The organism is Chroococcidiopsis sp. [FACHB-1243] (assembly GCF_014696895.1).
Classification (GTDB): Bacteria; Cyanobacteriota; Cyanobacteriia; order Cyanobacteriales; family Chroococcidiopsidaceae; genus Chroococcidiopsis.
On the sequence record NZ_JACJQX010000021.1, the window covers coordinates 99,078 to 116,271 of the forward strand.

The 17,194-nt window shown below is 43.9% G+C and carries 19 protein-coding genes, 1 other RNA gene and 1 pseudogene; 9 read left to right on the plus strand and 12 right to left on the minus strand.

The features are described 5' to 3' along the window. Positions 1-62: 62 nt before the first annotated feature. The 6 genes from H6G17_RS16970 to H6G17_RS16995 all read left to right on the plus strand — a co-directional run bounded on the left by H6G17_RS16970 (position 63) and on the right by H6G17_RS16995 (position 2,735). Positions 63-329, plus strand: coding sequence for a YciI family protein (locus tag H6G17_RS16970; RefSeq protein WP_192159114.1), 267 nt, complete (start codon positions 63-65; stop codon positions 327-329). A 147-nt stretch (positions 330-476) separates the two neighbouring features. After that, positions 477-573: signal recognition particle sRNA small type (ffs, locus tag H6G17_RS16975), an RNA gene on the plus strand. Positions 574-597: 24 nt separating this feature from the next. Further along, the gene (locus H6G17_RS16980) at positions 598-984 is read left to right on the plus strand and encodes a phasin family protein (protein ID WP_192159169.1); all 387 of its coding nucleotides are present in this window, start codon (positions 598-600) and stop codon (positions 982-984) included. Positions 985-1,199: 215 nt separating this feature from the next. Beyond that, complete coding sequence (locus H6G17_RS16985; protein WP_192159116.1) at positions 1,200-1,610, plus strand: hypothetical protein; 411 nt, start codon at positions 1,200-1,202, stop codon at positions 1,608-1,610. Positions 1,611-1,694: 84 nt separating this feature from the next. Then, complete coding sequence (gene queF / locus H6G17_RS16990) at positions 1,695-2,081, plus strand: preQ(1) synthase (RefSeq protein WP_192159118.1); 387 nt, start codon at positions 1,695-1,697, stop codon at positions 2,079-2,081. A 156-nt stretch (positions 2,082-2,237) separates the two neighbouring features. Further along, positions 2,238-2,735 (plus strand): pentapeptide repeat-containing protein, encoded by a 498-nt coding sequence (locus tag H6G17_RS16995; protein ID WP_192159120.1) that lies wholly within the window; start codon positions 2,238-2,240, stop codon positions 2,733-2,735. 30 nt (positions 2,736-2,765) lie between these two features. Here H6G17_RS16995 and H6G17_RS17000 read toward each other — a convergent pair whose 3' ends face one another. Together H6G17_RS17000 and H6G17_RS17005 are read right to left on the minus strand one after the other, a co-directional pair. Further along, positions 2,766-4,139 (minus strand): cytochrome c biogenesis protein, encoded by a 1,374-nt coding sequence (locus H6G17_RS17000; protein ID WP_192159122.1) that lies wholly within the window; start codon positions 4,137-4,139, stop codon positions 2,766-2,768. Between the two features lie 65 nt (positions 4,140-4,204). Beyond that, positions 4,205-4,939 carry a cytochrome c biogenesis protein CcdA gene (locus H6G17_RS17005; RefSeq protein ID WP_192159124.1) on the minus strand — a complete coding sequence of 245 codons (735 nt, stop codon included), beginning with the start codon at positions 4,937-4,939 and terminating at the stop codon, positions 4,205-4,207. Positions 4,940-5,410: 471 nt separating this feature from the next. Between H6G17_RS17005 and H6G17_RS17010 the strand changes: the two genes are divergently transcribed. Then, positions 5,411-5,725 carry an SMR family transporter gene (locus H6G17_RS17010; protein WP_192159126.1) on the plus strand — a complete coding sequence of 105 codons (315 nt, stop codon included), beginning with the start codon at positions 5,411-5,413 and terminating at the stop codon, positions 5,723-5,725. A 5-nt stretch (positions 5,726-5,730) separates the two neighbouring features. On the opposite strand, the gene H6G17_RS17015 is transcribed toward H6G17_RS17010, so the two are convergent. The 10 genes and pseudogenes from H6G17_RS17015 to H6G17_RS17065 all read right to left on the minus strand — a co-directional run bounded on the left by H6G17_RS17015 (position 5,731) and on the right by H6G17_RS17065 (position 15,343). Beyond that, positions 5,731-6,903: an FtsW/RodA/SpoVE family cell cycle protein gene (locus tag H6G17_RS17015; protein ID WP_192159128.1), complete on the minus strand. Its 1,173-nt coding sequence runs from the start codon at positions 6,901-6,903 to the stop codon at positions 5,731-5,733. Between the two features lie 151 nt (positions 6,904-7,054). Next, positions 7,055-7,258 (minus strand): phycobilisome linker polypeptide, encoded by a 204-nt coding sequence (locus tag H6G17_RS17020; RefSeq protein WP_015156258.1) that lies wholly within the window; start codon positions 7,256-7,258, stop codon positions 7,055-7,057. Between the two features lie 441 nt (positions 7,259-7,699). Next, positions 7,700-8,185 (minus strand): allophycocyanin subunit beta, encoded by a 486-nt coding sequence (apcB, locus tag H6G17_RS17025; RefSeq protein WP_015156257.1) that lies wholly within the window; start codon positions 8,183-8,185, stop codon positions 7,700-7,702. A 52-nt stretch (positions 8,186-8,237) separates the two neighbouring features. Continuing rightward, positions 8,238-8,723, minus strand: a complete 486-nt coding sequence (apcA, locus tag H6G17_RS17030) for an allophycocyanin subunit alpha (RefSeq protein WP_015156256.1) — start codon at positions 8,721-8,723, stop codon at positions 8,238-8,240. 409 nt (positions 8,724-9,132) lie between these two features. After that, on the minus strand, positions 9,133-12,540 hold the full coding sequence (locus H6G17_RS17035; RefSeq protein WP_192159130.1) for a phycobilisome rod-core linker polypeptide: 3,408 nt from the start codon (positions 12,538-12,540) through the stop codon (positions 9,133-9,135). 324 nt (positions 12,541-12,864) lie between these two features. After that, positions 12,865-13,092, minus strand: a pseudogene (locus tag H6G17_RS32645) (hypothetical protein); the annotation flags it as partial. Positions 13,093-13,600: 508 nt separating this feature from the next. Then, on the minus strand, positions 13,601-14,350 hold the full coding sequence (locus tag H6G17_RS17050) for a hypothetical protein (RefSeq protein WP_206757163.1): 750 nt from the start codon (positions 14,348-14,350) through the stop codon (positions 13,601-13,603). Between the two features lie 227 nt (positions 14,351-14,577). Then, positions 14,578-14,766: a type II toxin-antitoxin system HicB family antitoxin gene (locus H6G17_RS17055; protein WP_192159134.1), complete on the minus strand. Its 189-nt coding sequence runs from the start codon at positions 14,764-14,766 to the stop codon at positions 14,578-14,580. Positions 14,767-14,768: 2 nt separating this feature from the next. Further along, on the minus strand, positions 14,769-15,107 hold the full coding sequence (locus tag H6G17_RS17060; protein WP_347276438.1) for a type II toxin-antitoxin system PemK/MazF family toxin: 339 nt from the start codon (positions 15,105-15,107) through the stop codon (positions 14,769-14,771). Then, complete coding sequence (locus H6G17_RS17065) at positions 15,107-15,343, minus strand: ribbon-helix-helix protein, CopG family (RefSeq protein WP_192159139.1); 237 nt, start codon at positions 15,341-15,343, stop codon at positions 15,107-15,109. Before H6G17_RS17065 ends, H6G17_RS17060 begins: the two co-directional genes overlap by 1 nt. A gap of 125 nt (positions 15,344-15,468) precedes the next feature. Here H6G17_RS17065 and H6G17_RS17070 point away from each other — a divergent pair, with 125 nt between their 5' ends. Together H6G17_RS17070 and H6G17_RS17075 are read left to right on the plus strand one after the other, a co-directional pair. Next, positions 15,469-16,650, plus strand: coding sequence for a class I SAM-dependent methyltransferase (locus H6G17_RS17070; protein ID WP_192159141.1), 1,182 nt, complete (start codon positions 15,469-15,471; stop codon positions 16,648-16,650). A gap of 92 nt (positions 16,651-16,742) precedes the next feature. After that, positions 16,743-17,186, plus strand: coding sequence for an ATP synthase subunit I (locus tag H6G17_RS17075; protein WP_192159171.1), 444 nt, complete (start codon positions 16,743-16,745; stop codon positions 17,184-17,186). Positions 17,187-17,194 lie beyond the last annotated feature (8 nt).

Here is a 17,194-nt window from a genome sequence, read left to right on the forward strand (position 1 = left end):
GTTGAAAATACTAAATGTTACATATTCATATTTAAGTCTAGAAGTTTAGAGGATGAGCGTGAATGCCTTGGTTTGTCAAGATTGAAAAAGGCATAGTTGACAAAACTATTTTTGACCAACACGTACCCGCCCATAAAGCTTACGTTCGCGATTTAATCGATCGAGGACACCAAGCCAAAACTGGTTATTGGGGGTGTTTGGGTGGCGGAATGATGCTGTTTCAGGCAAAGTCCATGACTGAGGCTGAAGCAATTGTGGCACAAGACCCACTCGTAAAATCTAGTTGCGTCAAATACGAACTATACGAATGGCGGATTGTCGTTGAATGATATTCGGTAGTTGGTAGTTGGTAATGGGTAATTGGCAAGAGGTATTTTCACGCACCACGACGCGGCTTAATTGCGGAGGAACCGGACGCTCCCGCCCATTTCACCACTTACCACTCACCACGCACTAAAAACTGCTATGATGAAAAAGACTCGGATCTACGCGATCTCAACGCCCAAACCTTGTCAGAACCGGAAGGTAGCAGCAATACGGGATGCTTGTGATAGGCGTGGTCTCCGAGTCGCCTAGTTTATGGGAGCAATTGCAGCCATGCCTGGTTTAGGGGATATCGTGCAAAAAGCGTTTTATCTCGGCGTTGGATTAGCTTCTTATGCCAGCGAGAGGGCGACAGGTAAGCTAGCAGAACTGCGATCGCAAGCTCAAAAACTGGCAGATGAGCTAGTAGCGAAGGGTGAGATGACCGCTGATGAAGCAAAGCGGTATGTGGATGACTTGATGAGGCAAGCTCAACAGCCACCAACTGAAGTAGATGGTAGTAAAGCTTCTAGCGAACCGCGTCGGATTGAAATCCTGTCCGATGATGAAGAAAAACCCACAACCTCAACGACTCAAACTACTAGCGAAGGTAATGTAGACCAGTTACGGGAGCAAGTACAAAAACTGCAAGACGAACTCAGGCGGCTGCAACGGGAGTAGTCAAATTGGCATATATTACCCGTGAGTTTGTCAGTCATTGATTGATTAATATTTGTTTCGATTCGACTGCGATCGCCTTGAATAACCGTTCAAAATAGAATTTTTAGATCTATAAGTAAATAGATTGCGAAATAGATTGGACAGTAAGTGCTATCCAACTTTATTCAAACATCAAGATTGAGACTGCAACTAGAGCGGATCGCCCCCATAAGACTATGGAAAAGTGGCAAAAAGATTTCTTGGAATTAATCGAAACGGCAGTAGACGAAGTAGAACGGTTGTTTCTGGAAGTGACGACAACTGTGGAAAATCTGTTTGAGCTATCTGGAGAATTTTCCGAGCATCTACACAATACGATCGTTACCGAGGTCGAGCAATATCTAGCCGATTTAAATGACGATGTGGATCTCGATTCATATTGGCATCTGGATGACTTGATGGACGATTCGGAAATCTCTTTTCCTTATTCAGTCGAACCTACTCCTCAACAACATCCTGCTTGTATGGGTTGCCAGCATTACCACGGACAAGTTTATGGTGGCAATCTCATGGTCTGTGCCATGCATCCCTACGGTTGGGACGATAGCAATTGCCCGGATTGGGAAGCAGAAGAGTTTGAGTTTTAAGTATAATATTGTATTACAAAGAACCCAAAATTTGAGTCAATCTTGAACCCTTCCCCCGATCTCACATCACACTCAGCAGAAGAAATGTCAGTAGAGGAAATCAAGTACGGCGAACGCCAGATTGTCGAAGGAAAGCTAATTACATTTCCCAACCCCCGGATTGGACGACGATACGAAATTCACATTACTCTGCCGGAATTTACTTGTAAGTGTCCTTTTTCTGGCTATCCTGATTTTGCCACAATTAACATTACATACGTCCCTGACGAACGGGTAGTGGAGCTGAAAGCCATTAAACTTTATATTAATAGCTATCGCGATCGCTACATTTCTCACGAAGAGAGCGTCAATCAGATTCTCGATGACTTTGTGGCAGCTTGCGATCCTTTAGAAGCGCATATTAAAGGTGATTTTGCTCCCCGTGGTAACGTACACACAGTTATTGAGGTACACCACCAAAAGTCTGCTTAATTACCAGATAGAGCCTGGAGTAGATCTAATCCGCATTCTGACTTCTGGCTCCTGACTCCTGGCTCCTGCAAGAAAAATCTTTCCGCAGAATCGAGAAAATAAAGTTAAATAATGTTACTTTTGATGCAGTTCTGTAACTGACTCATTTAGCTTGCCATGCGTGGATTTCGGTATCTTCTGGGAATAGCGATCGCCTTCCTTGTCTTTGTCACCTTGCCTTTACCTGCTCGTGCTGCTAGTTCCGCAGCCATCCGAGCCTACGATGACGTGCAAGTTCAGACTAAAGATTATTCCGGTCAAAATTTAGTCAGAGCAGAGTTTAATAATACTAAGCTTGCAGAGGCTAACTTTAGTAGCGCTGATTTGCGAGGGGCGGTTTTTAATAGTGCGGTTTTGCGCAAAGCTAACTTGCACGGCGTTGACTTCAGCTATGGTATTGCCTATCTCAGCGATTTATCAGCAGCAGACCTGAGCGATGCAATTTTGACATCAGCCATGATGTTGCGATCGAATTTTAAGGGAGCAAAAGTGAATGGTGCAGATTTCAGCGAAGCCGTACTAGATCGCGAACAAGTGGTGCAGTTGTGCGAGTCCGCTAGTGGGGTTAATCCCGTCACCGGAGTTGATACCCGTGAATCTCTAGGATGTTCGTAACAGGATGTAGAGACGGTTCATGAAACGTCTCTACAATTTAATTTCCTGTTTTTGAGTGTGGAGTTGGTCTAGAATTTCTAGCATTTCTCGCTCAAAAGCCACCTGCGCCCGATTGGTTCTACCACCGACGTAAAAATGACCGTCTTTTTCTAAAGCCCAGATTTGCGAGTGGGAAACGTAACTCATCACAACTCCCAGCATCAGCAAGCCAAAACCTGCATAGACAATGGGGATTCCAGGGTCAGCTTTAATTTGCAAGCCCGTACTGCCAACCACCTCGACAATTCTCAGCGTCACACCGTTGACAGTGGTAGCCATTCCCGCCCGCAGAGTATTAACTAACTGACCTTTGGCATCATAAATCAATAGCGTTCCCTGTAAATCTTTTGCTAGCAGAGAAACGCCCTCACTCAAATCTGTTTTCGTGGGAATCCATGTTCCCCACAAACGACCGTTACCATTGGTATTTAAAGCTGCCATTGGTAACTGCAAGGTTGGGCTATGATTAAACCGAATCCGAATTGCCGCAATCCCCCAATCGGTTTGATAAAAAGTTACGCCTCGGTAGCGAAAAGGTTGGTTGACAAATATAGTCTTGCGTTTGACTTCTTGCCCCTGGCGATCGAGTGCAGATATATCGGAATAAAATTGGTTGATACTACCAGTAGGGGTGTAATCGATCCAAAAGCGGTTGACTTTTAAAGCTAAATCTTTGGGAATTTGAGGTGCTGCTAGTGGACCAGCATCAATGATGTTACGTATTTGAAAGCTTTCACCACTAGGAACCATTTCTTGAGCGACAAAACCCGTCATGGCTCCCCAAATTGCCCCAGCTAAAATGATGACAATACCAATGTGAACGATAATTGGACCGATTCGTCCGGCAATACCTTTACGGGCATATAAGTTATCTTGTTCGCCCTGAAAGACACGGTAGCGCTTTTGTTGCAACAGTTGCGTCAGAGAGGAAAGAGAAGCGTTGTCGAGTTCTGCACTCAAAGCCAATTTCTGAAACTGGCGGGGTTGGTCGTATAATTTCCAATTACGAGCAGCTTTAAGAGCGGGTAACTGGCGTGTAAAGCTACAGGCTGTGAGACTAGTAGCAAATAGAATTAGTAACGATAAAAACCACCACGTACGATATACGTGGTCTAAGCCTATAGTTAAGATGACTTTCCAACTCAGGAAACCGAATAAAGCTGGGTCGGTAGGATAGTTAGCTTTGTAAAACTCGATTGATTGTCCTTGTTCTATTACCGTACCGCTAGCGCTAAAGAAGGCGATCGCTAATAATAAGACGATCGCCAACCGTAAATCTGTGAGGATGGGTAAGAGTTCTGCACGCAGAAATTTACCTAAATGCGATCGCGGTGTTGAATTAGTCGCAGAATTATCTAAAGTCATTTGTGATTTGTCATTTGTGATTTGTCATTTGTCATTTGTCATTTGTCACAATTAACAAACAACTATTAACTCAGTGGAATTCGAGATAAGAGCGAAAACACTCCAAATCCTATCAGTAACGCCCCACTCACAGGGGTAATCCACCCCGACCACTGCCGCAACTCTAACAACTTCTTAATGCTAGCGGTGAACGTACCAGCTAAGATCAGCGGTGTTACGTAGCCTGCGGTGTATGCCAGTAACAACGCTCCTCCCAGAATGGTATTTTGTGTAGTTGTGACCCAGGCAAGGAGCGTTGCTAGCACTGGGGTGCTACAGGGAGAGGCGACTAAACCAAAGGTCAGACCGATGAAATAGGAGCGTACAGCTGGGGGAAAATCTTTAGAAATCCAATCCATTCCCCCAAACGATGGTAGTTGTAGGGGTAAGGCTTCTAATAAATTCAGCCCCATCAAAATTGCGATGATGCTAACAATAATTGGCAGACCAATCCCAACTTGACCGTAAACTTTGCCTACGAGTGCCGCAACTATTCCCAAGGCTGCTAAAGTTGTGGCTAATCCCAACGCAAACCATGTTGATTGAGCTGCGGCTTGCCAGCGACTTTTAGTTTCATAACCACCAATGTAACCGATAGTGATGGGCAGCATGGAAAGCATACAGGGTGTGAGACTAGTCAGTAACCCTGCGGTAAAGATAATACCTATGCTGACCCAGCCCAAATGAGATAACTGCTCGGCAACTAAGAGATCGGCAAATTGTTCGAGTTTGTAGAGCTGAGTTTGAATGGTTTCCAGCATGGACAGCTACGTGATGGAATGCTGACTATGCTTGCATTTTAGCTTAATTCATGCGTTTTCCTGGCGCTAGAGGCGATCGCCCGACTGGAAAAAACGCCATCATACTACAATTTTGCAATTATTTTAGATTACGTTAGATTGTTTTTGCAGTTTTGATGTATCTAGTTACAACAGTCAGAATCTCTTGCTGTTTTGCTGAATAATTGAGTCTGACTTATTTTATTTTACAAATTTTAATTAAATCTAAATACTTCCCTAGTGAATATTCCGTAAAGTTGCGGATGTCCAGCAGATGTACGGAGGAATAATCTATTGGTTAGCCTTTACGATACACAGTTGCTTAATAAAAAATTTATGAATTATGACTTTAGATTGTTTAATACAATTGATATTGACCAACTAAAAATAATTTAGTCAAGCAACGTTATGAGTCAATAAAAACTCAATTACAATTTCAAATACGAGCTAGATATGTATTTATTAATGGTTCTGATTTCAGCAATTCTCTTCACCATTGGCGGTGTATTCATGAAGCTATCTGAAGGGTTAACTCAGCCTATTCCTACCTTATTGGTATACATCTTCTTTATCGCTGGAGCTAGTATTCAGACTGTTGCCATGCGTAAGGCTACGTTAGGAGTAACATATATTGTCGTACTAGGATTAGAATCAATCCTAGCAGTTTTATTTGGTGTTGTTTTATTTCAAGAAAGTTTGTCTTACATCAATGTCATTGGTGTCAGTTTTATTGTTGCTGGCATGGGTTTTTTACAAGGTAAAGAATAGAGATTTTAAACAAACCGCTCTTGTTTTCGCTCTTGAAAAGGTACAATTTCTGCTTCGCTACTTTCTCGAGCAACACGAATTAGCAATCCAGCAATAACTAAACTTGTCATCATTGAATTTCCACCATAACTCATGAGTGGAAAGGGTAGACCTGTAGTTGGTAGCGCTCCTGTCGCTACACCAATATTAAGTAAAGATTGCCCTACCATCAATATCATTGCCCCGATCGCAACTAATCTAAAAACTGGATTGCGGGCATTAAACGCTACAAGTAAAGCTAGAGTTGCATAAACCATCAACATTAATAATAGTAAAAGGCAACCAACAAAGCCGAACTCTTCAGCAAAAATAGCAAAAATGAAATCGGTGTATTGAATTGGCAAATAAAATAACTTTTGTTGTGATAAGCCAAATCCCTTACCCCAAATTCCACCAGAACCAATAGCAATTAAACTTTGTACTAATTGATATCCATGTCCTGATGCATCTTGCCAAGGATTACGGTACAACATCAATCGCTTCATTTGGTATGGTCGCAGCATTGCACTCATCGCCGCAGTGCCAACTCCTAATAATGCCGCAGGTACTAAGTAAAGATAGGGTACGGCTGCTGCTAGCGCTACTAACCATATACTCATACCACACAGAGCTGTCATACTCAGATTTGGCTGTAGTAAAATCCCCCCTAGCATCAAAATAAAAATTAATACCCAGAGAATACGATTTCCTGGGCTAATTTGATGCCATCTACCAAAAATCTTCGCACTTTGGAGGACTAAAAATGGCTTGATCAATTCCGATGGTTGAATTGCTATAATTCTCAGATTCAGCCAGCGCATAGCACCATTCACTTTTATCCCCATTCCAGGAACAAAAATCAAAAATAGTAATCCGAGTAAAATCAGAAAGAACCAATGGGAGACATTTAAGATTCTTTTAAGTGGGGAATGGATGACGTAGTTAAATCCTAATAATCCAATAAATATCCATGCCAGTTGACGCTTGACATAGTAAAAACCATCTCCCATAGTTTCGCCTTCGACATAGGAAGCAGAAAAGAGAACCGCTAATCCGATGAATAACCAGAGAAAGGTCATCCAATGCAGTAATCGTGGCAGGATTGCCCATTGGGAGACGGAAGGGAAGAAAAAAGTGACGATCCGGCGTAGCAGCTTCACGGCAGCTATAGTTGTGTGAGGACAGTAGGAGTATAGCGGATGTTTTTGCAAAAGGGGCGATCGCGCTTTCGATCCGATACATATGTATAAAACTAGTAGGGGCGCACAACAGTGCGCCCCTACTAATTGAAACCTATGAAGAAAGCTGCAATTACAGCAAACCAGTGTTCATTCCAGGCTTTCCAGTAGCTAATTGTACCTTCACAATTTTGCCACCCATTTTCATGATCCGTTGCTGCTCGCGAAACCAGTTGTCGTAAGGAACCAGTTTGGTGAAATAGGTATTTTGTAGTTCGCGCTGCGTCCGAATCCGAGTTTGGCTGGGGACGCAAGCTGTTACCTTAAACATCCGCATCGTTCAAAATCTCCTGTAAAGAATGTAGAAAATTTTTGATGTCAACTTATTCGAGTGCTTGTCAGTGCTGCAACGTTCTTACCGAATTAGCACTCTATTTATTTACTACCCTTAATTCTCCCATAAGTTTCACTGCTATTTGAGAGCGCCAGGTAGATTTTCTCAAAAACTTTATTAATGACTAGACGTGTAATTTTCCCCAGTTAACAGCAATTTCTGACAACTCTGTACAGAGGTTACATATAACGTCTCTACACTGTTAACTGAATTAATCGAAGGCTGGGAGTAAATCGTCAATACTAAAGCGCGATCGCTTATACTCTCACCACTGAGTCAGACAGGCGATAGAACGTTCTAGCACTCACGACCGACTCCCAGACTTGATTTAGACGATTGCCTTAGTAGACTGCGATCGCAGCTACTACTTTAAAGATCCAACTCTTAGCTCAAGCCAGAGCAGATGTAGTCGAAGTATACGCCCATTTCCTTACCAGCGTCGGGACCAGTCAAGCTAGCGGTGACTTCTTTCATCGCTTGGATAGCTTGTACAGTAGCGCCTACGGGTACGCCGAGGGAGTTGTAGGTTTCTTTCAAACCGTTGAGAACGCGCTCGTCGAGGATAGAAGGATCGCCAGCCAACATTGCGTAGGTGGAATAGCGGAGGTAGTAGTCGAGGTCGCGAATGCAAGCAGCATAGCGGCGAGTGGTGTACATGTTACCACCTGGGCGGGTGATATCAGAATACAGCAGGGACTTAGCTACAGCTTCCTTAACGATCGCAGCAGCGTTAGCAGCGATGGTGGTAGCAGCACGAACTCGCAGTTCGCCACTTTGGAAGTAGCCTTTTAGCTTTTCCATAGCAGCAGTGTCCAAGTACTTACCTTGAACGTCTGAAGTGTTGATTACAGAGGTAATTGCGTCTTGCATTTCTTTGCTTCCTTATGTCACACGTAAAAAGATCGACAAGTAGACAAATGCTCTACTGCATAGCTCCGACGAGGTAATCGAAGTAAGAACCAGCTTCGCCAGCGTCTTCACCAGACATCATCGAGGTAGCTACGTTCTTCATAGCGCGAACGCCTTCTGCTACTGCTTCGATGGGTGTGCCGAGAGACTTGTACATTTCGCGCACGCCAACAATCCCGATTTCTTCAATTGGGGTAACATCGCCAGCTACAACTCCGTAGGTGATCAGGCGGAGGTAGTAGTCTAGGTCGCGCAAGCAGGTAGCGGTCATTTCTTGACCGTAAGCATTTCCACCAGGAGAAACAACGTCAGGGCGCTTCTGGAACAATTGGTCGCCAGCTTGCTTCACGATCCGCTCGCGATTGTCGGTCAATGCTTGAGCAATGCGCAGACGGCGTTCGCCGCTGGTAACAAAGCTCTTGATCCGATCGAGTTCGCCAGGGCTGAGGTAGCGAGCTTCTGCGTCGGCATTCACGATGGACTTCGTGACGATACTCATTTAACTGATTCCTCCAAAAAAATGAAACCAGGTTTATATATAACTGGTGTAATCGTGGGGGTGACTGAGTGCCACTTCTGGATTTTACCGTAACCCAACAGCTTGTAGGCTATCAGAGTTATTTCGCTTCGCAGAAGACTTGCGCGATCGCATCTACACAAGTTGTTAATCTCAGTGACCTACCGCAAATATTTTGCGGCATTGCGTTCATCTTCTGATTCAGTTCTTAACAGTTTGTAACATTCTCTTTCAGAATTGGGGAGTCGGGAGTCGGGAGTCGGAATTGCAATTAAACTATGCAATTCTTCGCAAGCAAAATTAAATCCCCCTAAATCCCCCTTAACAAGGGGGACTTGTGGATCTTTATTCCCCCTTGTTAAGGGGGATAGGGGGGATTTTCCCGTGTCAATTACCGCTGCCCGAAGGACTGCCCTAACAACGAAGGAGATAGGTCAGACCAAGACTGCTTCACTAAGTCAGCCGCAGCCTTAACGCTACCCAGATAGTTACCAGCAGGGAGAGACGGATAGCGACGGTATGGCACTACGTCTTCGCCGAAGTACTGGGCATACTCTGGACTCTCCACCATCGCGTCTACAGCCGCTCTTAAGCCGCCCTCAGACAATAACTTGTTGTACTGTCTAATTTCGCCTTGAGTTGCAGGTGCGCGTCCCAACAGGTGTCTGAACAGGAATTCAATTACCTTTGTGTTGGGATAGGGGGTGTAGAAGCGACGACAGTAAATTTCGGAGCTAGCCAAGGTACGGATAAATTCGCGCACTGAGATTTCACCGTTACGCAGTTTGCTCTCCAAGTCAGAACGGCGGAAGTAAACGGGTACTTGACCGCTAAATACATCCATCACTTGACAGTAAATCGCGTTGATAACTTGGGCGATTTCCCCTTGGTTGGCTCCCTGTGTCATGCGGTAGATCCGCGCTGGTTTGCGGCGAGTCGTACCCACACCAACTTCTACAGATTGTCCGCGTCCGTCGTTATAGGAGCGACCGAGTTCGATAAATAGCGGCTTGCTCTTATCGACTTGCCGTGCTTTGGCTGCTATATCCGCGATCGCTTTTGCCATTAATGGCATATTTTCCGTTGCCATGCGCGGTTGTACTGGCTCGAAGCTGGGAACGACGATATCATCGTTCTGCTTCGTCAGCTGGTTGTATAGCTTCTCGGTATTCGGGAAGTTAGCTGCTGGCAAGGTGGGGAAGCGACGGTAAGGCACGTAGTATTCGCCAAAGGTCTGAGCGTATTCCGCACTATTAACCATTGCTCCAACAAAGGCACGTAAACCTTGAGTTGCGAGGATTTGGTTGTACTTGCGGATTTCAGCTTGGTCGATGGGGGCGCGTCCCAAGAAATGCTTGGTTCCCTGCTCGATCACCTTGGTGTTGGGATAAGGAGCGTAAAACTCTTTGAGATATAAGTTTGAGTTTCCTAACCCTTCGATAAATTCCTTAACAGTAATTTCACCATTGCCTAGTTTGCTTTCTAGGACGGTGAATTCGTTTTGGGCGATGTAGGGTTCGATGTCGCGCTCGAAGATTTGACGGTAAGCAGCACGGATAATCGTTTGTACGGCTACTTTGTCGCTGCTTTCTTCTAGCTTGAAGATCTTCGTTTGCTCCCGCTGCTTGCTGACACCTTGAGCCACGCGAGTCTGAATGTCTGGCTGCGTCCGCATTTCGGTAACAGCACCCAGTTCGACAAAGCGGGGAGTTTCTTCTTTATCGACTCTTGCGCCAACATCTTCGCGAATGCTACCAGTACGCAGCGATCGCAGTGCTTGACCTTGAGGTGTCAGATAGCGCTCGTATGGTACGGTATCTTCCCCAAAAGCTTCGCCGTATTCCGGGCTGTCAAGAATTGCGTCTACCAAAGCGTAGAAGCCCTTCTTGGCACAAATATCGAAGTATTTATTGTTTTCTTGTCTGCCATAAGTTGGACGACCCAACAGGCGGCGGTGAATGTATTCGATCGCCTTACAGACATAGAACGGTGTCCAATACAGCTTGCGGAATAGATCCGATTTAGCTAAGGCACGGATAAATTCCCGTAGCGAAATTTCACCGTTTTCCAGTTTAATTTCAGCTACCTTCAGCCGCTGTCCTTCATAGACATCCCGTCCGAATACTTGTAGGTAAGCGGCGCGGATCACGGCTTGAGTCGAACTTTCCGAGAATCTCACGCTAGAAGTTGTAGGAGATTTTCTGCCTCCTGTGGCTGGAATTTGATCCAATCGGAAAACTTTCGCGCCCAAACTGCCAGGGAATTCACCCCGCGCTCTCGGATTGCTGTTTTGGTTATTGATACCTGGTCCTTGGTGGATCAAGATCCGCTTAGTATCCTTACCAAAAGGTGCAGGGCTGCTGCTAGGGTTGCGAGTTTCTTTCGGGAAGATTGCCCCAAATTGAATTTCCAGCGGATCGTTACCGGAACCATACGGATGTTGGTCGGGTAGCGGTCTATTGTACGCCGCAAATGTCGTAATGAATTGCGGTATTTTGCGGAAGGGGGCGCTGTAATTGAGCAGGTCTTGTTGTGGACCCCAGTTACGGCACTCTTGCGCTTCTTGACCCAGACCGCGAATATAAGGTACGGTTTCTTCCCCGAAGTAGTCGGAGTATTCCTGGGAATCTACCAGCGCGTCTATCAGTGCTGATAAGCCACCGTTAGAAACAGTCGAGAAGTATTTCTGGACTTCTTCGCGGGAACTCGGTCCCCGACCCAAAATGTGACGAAAAGCTAATTCTAGGGCGCGGCTGTTGATGAATGGCTCGTAAAATTGTTTGCGATACAGGGGCGATTTTGCTAAGCGGCGGATAAACTCTTTCATCGAGATATCGCCGTTCTTAACTTGAGACTCCAAGTAAGAAATCGACTGGCTGTAAGCGCGGGTAATATCGCGCTCGAAGACTTGACGATAAGCCGCCTTGACAATATCGTTCTTTTCTGCCGCCGATAGCCCTGGCTTCATTGCATACTTGGGTCGTCTTTCTGCCGCATTAAAGTAGATTTGTGGCAGTTGTAACCCTTGCTGGTCGGACGAAGGACGCTGACGCAGTTTATTAGAAGGTGTAGGGGCTTTAAATTCTGTAATCAATACGTCCATGTACTGAGCAACAATATTTGCTGCTTCAGGATTCTGGCGGAAATAAGACAGCGCCGATGCCCGCATTTCCTGCAATGCGACAATGGTTGCTTCGCCAGAACAGGCGTTTTCAATGATCTCCCGCAGACCCCGCACGTTAACAGAGATAATATTTGGATCGCCAGCTACGATCGCATACGTTGCATAACGTAAAAACCACGACAAGTCCCGCAGGGATTTTTGCATGTTCCCAGGACCGTAGCGGGCGACGTTGATGGGGCGAAAACCAGGAGGTGTAGGACCACCGCCACCACCACCAGGACTAGCACTAAAAAGCGATCGCAATCCCTCTAAGAAACCGCCGCCCCGACTCTCAACGTAGGTGATAGTTCCTAACTGCATCCCTTGTTTGACATCAGGCACAGCAGCCGCCATCGCCATTTCTGTTTCTCTGGGTTTTTCCAGATAAGCCATTGGCGAACCACCAACAAAGATGCGGTTGGCGGCACGGGATACAATAATCTCAGAATTTTTTGTTAAAGTTTCAGCAATTTCTAGCCGCTTATTGCCAGAGGCGAAATAGTTGGCTAACTCGTCCAGTTCGCCCCGCCCTAAAAAGCGGTCTTGCTGTTCGGCTTGGGAAATGGTTGCGACTGCTAGCGTTTGATATAGTTGCGGACGTGCAACTGAGCTTCCACCACTTGCCTTAACACTCATTAGATTTCTTAAGCTCCCATCAATAATCGTTACTGTGTTAAGTCTGACCAGGGTGTGAATGAATTCACGTTTGTTTATTTTAGGTTTTTCCCTCCCCAGAAAGGGAATTTTTCTTCACTTATATGAGGTGACGATCGCCTGAAATCAACCTGGTCAGCTTTTAGATTAGAACGTTTTGGGTTCTTTACACCGCTATATTAAGAAGTGTGTAGTTTTCTCAATCTCAATGCCGTTGAATGTAGTCTTGCTTACAACATAAGTACTGAGAAAAATTATAAGTTTTGTAACAAATACTGAATTTACGTGAGAGGCGATCGCCTTAGCTTACAGTTTTAGCCATCCGAATAGTTCGTCTAGTGTGAGTTGCAAATTAGCAACTAGGTCAGGAACGGGTAGCACTTGAGTTAGTTCTTGCAATAATTGCGGTTGCTGTCCTAGCGGGTAAACTAAAAGCGATCGCTCGTCAGGATCGAAGGTATCGCGATCGCAAATGCGGTAAAAGAGAAAATCAGAATCAATAGTAAGAATTTGTCTGTATCCTGTTTTCTCAGCGTTGCTAATATTCCCTAGCTGGTTCATTTGAGGTTGTTTCCAATCGCTCAACGGACTCAAACCATTTTTTCCAAGCTTCAGCAGTATTTCTTTGCAGTTGATTTTATATCGTAATCTTTACAGTATCAACTTCTAATAATTCTTGCTGATACTCTTCAGAAATGATAATACTACCATTTTCAACTTTGGCTTGAAATTCAACGCTAGACACGATCTATCCCCCCAGTTACTATACTACTTTCTACTTTAAGAATAGCCGAACGCCTGAGAGCGCAATAACTACGATGATCGCTTCGCGCTTCGCATTTTTGACATATAGCGAAACTAGCCATCAGGTGAAAGCCTACAGAACTACATAAGCTAAATCTATTTCTAGAAATTAACCTAAATGGTATAAGCACAAAATTTTGCATTTATACATTATATGGCAATTGATAATCAAAGTAATGAACTCAAAAATGCTTTAAGTCTTATTAAATACGACAAAAAAGTTAACAATTTTACTAATTTAGAAGTCTACTCCTACAAGCTCAATTTGAGTTACTATCTGCTCCATCAAAGTAATAGGTACGTCATATATAGCAAAGTATGGTATGTATACACAGGGCAAAATAAGTATAGATATTGCTCCAAATAAATTCGTATCCCATATTACTGATAGCGACATACTTATAAGAGCTTTCTGAAACTCCGGATCGGGAAGACAACCTATAAAAATACCGCCAAACAGAAGTTTTATGAAAAGACTAATGGGTTTACCTGTGCGACTATAATACAAAATTGCTTTCTTAAGACTAAGCTCTGCTTTTTTAAAACGAAGCTTTTGTTGTTCTGAAAGACTTAGCTCTGCTTGTGCTGAAGTCAGCTCGATTTTATGCAAGTAACTATTGAAAACCTGTCCCCATCTCTCTTCCCATTTCATATCAAACTTAGGAGTTATAATTTGAACAAATACTGGTATTGTTATATAAATAAAACTAAATGATAAAATAAAGAGTAAACGAATCCAAAGAATATTTACAAAATTCCGAACAATTAGACTACTACCTAAAAATACTATAGTAGTTATAAGAAAAACAATAAGTAAAATACTAGTGGGATGAAGAAATAGGAAGTGTCTAATTTTTGGTATTTTCCCCTCTTGCTGTTTAAGTGTATTTGCGAATCTTTCTTTGCCTAAATAGTTTGTTTCATGTACACACTCACGAATTAGTTGGAACGTCTTCCTATGTGGTGAAATACGAGGATTTTGAAACAAACACATAATTCTTATTTGCTATCGCTAAAACTACACTTTCTAGATGGCAAATGAATACAAATTATTTGTAGATTCTGCCATTAAACTTGTTATTGAATAGTTGTTACAGTCAAGTACCACATACAATATTAACGACTTACTATTACTATAGTACAATCGCCCGATACCAAAGCTTTAAACAATTTTTGTTAAGCGATCGCCCAATAAAACCTCTAACATCCGCTACACTATGTAGTGCTGAAAGCTGCAAGAGGAATCATGGCAGTTTGAAGCGTGTTGAGTTCAGGAATCGATTCACCTTCTGCTTGCCAAGCTTCCAAATACATTTCAATTGCTTTCTCACCATTACAAATTACTTCCTCGCGAGTTTTACCATGAGTGCAAGGCATAACAATGCGATACTCATAAATTCTCATCTTTAGAGGTACAAAACTGTCCTTAAACCTTCATCCACTTCTTCTTGTAAACTCACGGGTAACGAACCAATACGCTCAGTTAAAAAGGCTTTATCTACAGTGAAAATGTGAGACACGTTAGCAACTGAATCTCTCGATAAACCAGTGGCATCACGCGGTAATAAAACATTACCTGGTGCATTTGCAAGTTCAATATTGGAAGTGATAATAACAACAATAACTGTCCTAATAAGACTTTGCGTAAAAGTATCATCTTGAATAATTAGGACAGGTCTGCGATAGCCTGGTTCCGAACCAACTGGGTTCGGTAAATCTGCCCACCAAATCTCTCCACGATACACTACCAATCCTCACGCGGTAGAGACATATATTGCATTTTTTCCATCACTGGATCTAACTCTGAAGACTCTTGAGAATAAACTTCGTTCAGTTTCGCCAAAGTTTGTTCTCGGTTATGTCGTCGCAAATATGCTTTTAATGCTTCAATATAAAGTTCGCTCCGAGACATTCCTAATTGTTGAGCCAGTGCTTCAGCTTGTTCAAAAATTTCATCTGGAAGAGAAATAGCGGTTTTCACAACTAGCTCCTCAAGTAGTCGATTTATCTCAGTTATACCAGTTTTATACTCTGAACTGGCAGGACAATAGCACCTGTAACCCGTCTTCCGCTACACTACATTGATGCTGCCCTCATAGCCCATCCATGTCAGACTCCCAAAGCATTAGTGCTGCTGTCGCTAAACTCTACGATACGTACCCCTTTCCCCCCGATCCGCTACTTGACGAACCGCCTCCTGGCTATAACTGGCGCTGGAATTGGCTAGCCGCCTATAGCTTCTGTACCGGACAAAAACCGCAAAAACAAAATATCCGCATTCTCGATGCTGGCTGCGGTACGGGGGTAGGAACTGAATACTTGGTTCACCTCAACCCTGAAGCCCAAGTTGTAGGAATCGATTTGAGTGCGGGTGCTTTGGCTGTGGCGCGGGAACGCTGTCAGCGTTCGGGTGCAAATCGCGTTGAATTTCAACACCTGAGTTTGTACGACGCGGAACAGTTACCAGGAGAATTCGATTTAATTAACTGTGTCGGCGTACTGCACCACTTACCCGACCCGATACGCGGGATTCAAGCCATTGCATCTAAACTAGCCCCAGGCGGAATTATGCACATCTTCGTGTATGGAGAATTGGGGCGCTGGGAAATCAAATTAATGCAACAGGCGATCGCACTGCTGCAAAATGACAAACAGGGCGATTATCGCGATGGCGTACAAATTGGGAGAAAACTCTTTGCTTCTTTACCAGAAAACAATCGGATTGTCAAACGCGAAAAATCACGCTGGGCAATGGAAAATCATCGAGATGAATGTTTTGCAGACATGTACGTTCATCCCCAAGAGATTGACTACAATATTGATACTTTATTTGATTTAATTGATGCTTCTGGGTTAACTTTCTTAGGCTTTTCTAACCCGAATTTTTGGCAAATAGAGCGGCTTTTGGGCAAAGACCCGACTTTATTGGAGAGAACTAACCCATTGAGCGATCGCGCTAGATATCGTTTAATCGAATTATTAGATCCAGAAGTTACCCATTACGAATTTTTCTTGGGTCGTCCACCGCTACCACAAGCTGATTGGTCGTCAGATGCAACTCTACTCGCAGCCATTCCCGAACTAAATCCTTGTATAGACGGCTTTCCGAGTCGCTGCTTATTTAACTACGACTACCAGATAGTTAACCTGACAGAAACTGAACTGGAATTTCTACAGGCTTGCGATCGCAAGTTAACAATAGGTGAAATTTTAGCTAACGTAGAACTGGGCTTAGAAGGAGTGCGATCGCTCCTTTCCCAACAACTCATCGTACTTTCGCCTGGTTAACTCTTTTTTAAGTATTGTTACCGCAACGTGGTATGATTCTACGTGGCTCATTAGAGTCGAAACATCAGCGTCAGCGTCATTTGCGAGTTTCTGTGAACTTGTCAGACGAATCAACAACACCAACACCTGCAATTGAGGAATCTCAACCTGGTTCCACTACCACACAACAAAAGACTTCCTCAATGCAAGAGTTTTATCAACTCTTCCAAGGCTTATTGTCAATCACCCTTGGATTGACGGGGGTTATTTTTATCTCTGTGTGGATATTCTATTCCCTCAACACTGCCCTGAACTATTTGCTCGGAGCAGTCACAGGTATGGTTTACTTAAAAATGTTGGCTAGAGATGTTGAGCGGCTAGGTCAAGAAAAAAGACAACTGAGTAAATCTCGGTTTGCCATATTTATTGGGGTGATTGTAGTCGCAACTCAATTGCGTCAACTACAGATTCTACCGATATTCTTGGGATTTCTGACTTACAAAGCCACACTCCTCGTCTATACGATTCAATCTGCTTTCATCCCTAACTCTAAATAAGTTAGGAA

Excerpts from the sequence above, each read along its gene's own strand:
- H6G17_RS16970 (WP_192159114.1), top strand. The coding sequence starts at position 63 with ATGCCTTGGTTTGTCAAGATTGAAAAAGGCATAGTTGACAAAACTATT.
- H6G17_RS16980 (WP_192159169.1), top strand. The coding sequence starts at position 598 with ATGCCTGGTTTAGGGGATATCGTGCAAAAAGCGTTTTATCTCGGCGTT.
- H6G17_RS16985 (WP_192159116.1), top strand. The coding sequence starts at position 1,200 with ATGGAAAAGTGGCAAAAAGATTTCTTGGAATTAATCGAAACGGCAGTA.
- queF (WP_192159118.1), top strand. The coding sequence starts at position 1,695 with ATGTCAGTAGAGGAAATCAAGTACGGCGAACGCCAGATTGTCGAAGGA.
- H6G17_RS16995 (WP_192159120.1), top strand. The coding sequence starts at position 2,238 with ATGCGTGGATTTCGGTATCTTCTGGGAATAGCGATCGCCTTCCTTGTC.
- H6G17_RS17000 (WP_192159122.1), bottom strand. The coding sequence starts at position 4,139 with ATGACTTTAGATAATTCTGCGACTAATTCAACACCGCGATCGCATTTA.
- H6G17_RS17005 (WP_192159124.1), bottom strand. The coding sequence starts at position 4,939 with ATGCTGGAAACCATTCAAACTCAGCTCTACAAACTCGAACAATTTGCC.
- H6G17_RS17010 (WP_192159126.1), top strand. The coding sequence starts at position 5,411 with ATGTATTTATTAATGGTTCTGATTTCAGCAATTCTCTTCACCATTGGC.
- H6G17_RS17020 (WP_015156258.1), bottom strand. The coding sequence starts at position 7,258 with ATGCGGATGTTTAAGGTAACAGCTTGCGTCCCCAGCCAAACTCGGATT.
- apcB (WP_015156257.1), bottom strand. The coding sequence starts at position 8,185 with ATGCAAGACGCAATTACCTCTGTAATCAACACTTCAGACGTTCAAGGT.
- apcA (WP_015156256.1), bottom strand. The coding sequence starts at position 8,723 with ATGAGTATCGTCACGAAGTCCATCGTGAATGCCGACGCAGAAGCTCGC.
- H6G17_RS17035 (WP_192159130.1), bottom strand. The coding sequence starts at position 12,540 with ATGAGTGTTAAGGCAAGTGGTGGAAGCTCAGTTGCACGTCCGCAACTA.
- H6G17_RS17055 (WP_192159134.1), bottom strand. The coding sequence starts at position 14,766 with ATGAGAATTTATGAGTATCGCATTGTTATGCCTTGCACTCATGGTAAA.
- H6G17_RS17070 (WP_192159141.1), top strand. The coding sequence starts at position 15,469 with ATGTCAGACTCCCAAAGCATTAGTGCTGCTGTCGCTAAACTCTACGAT.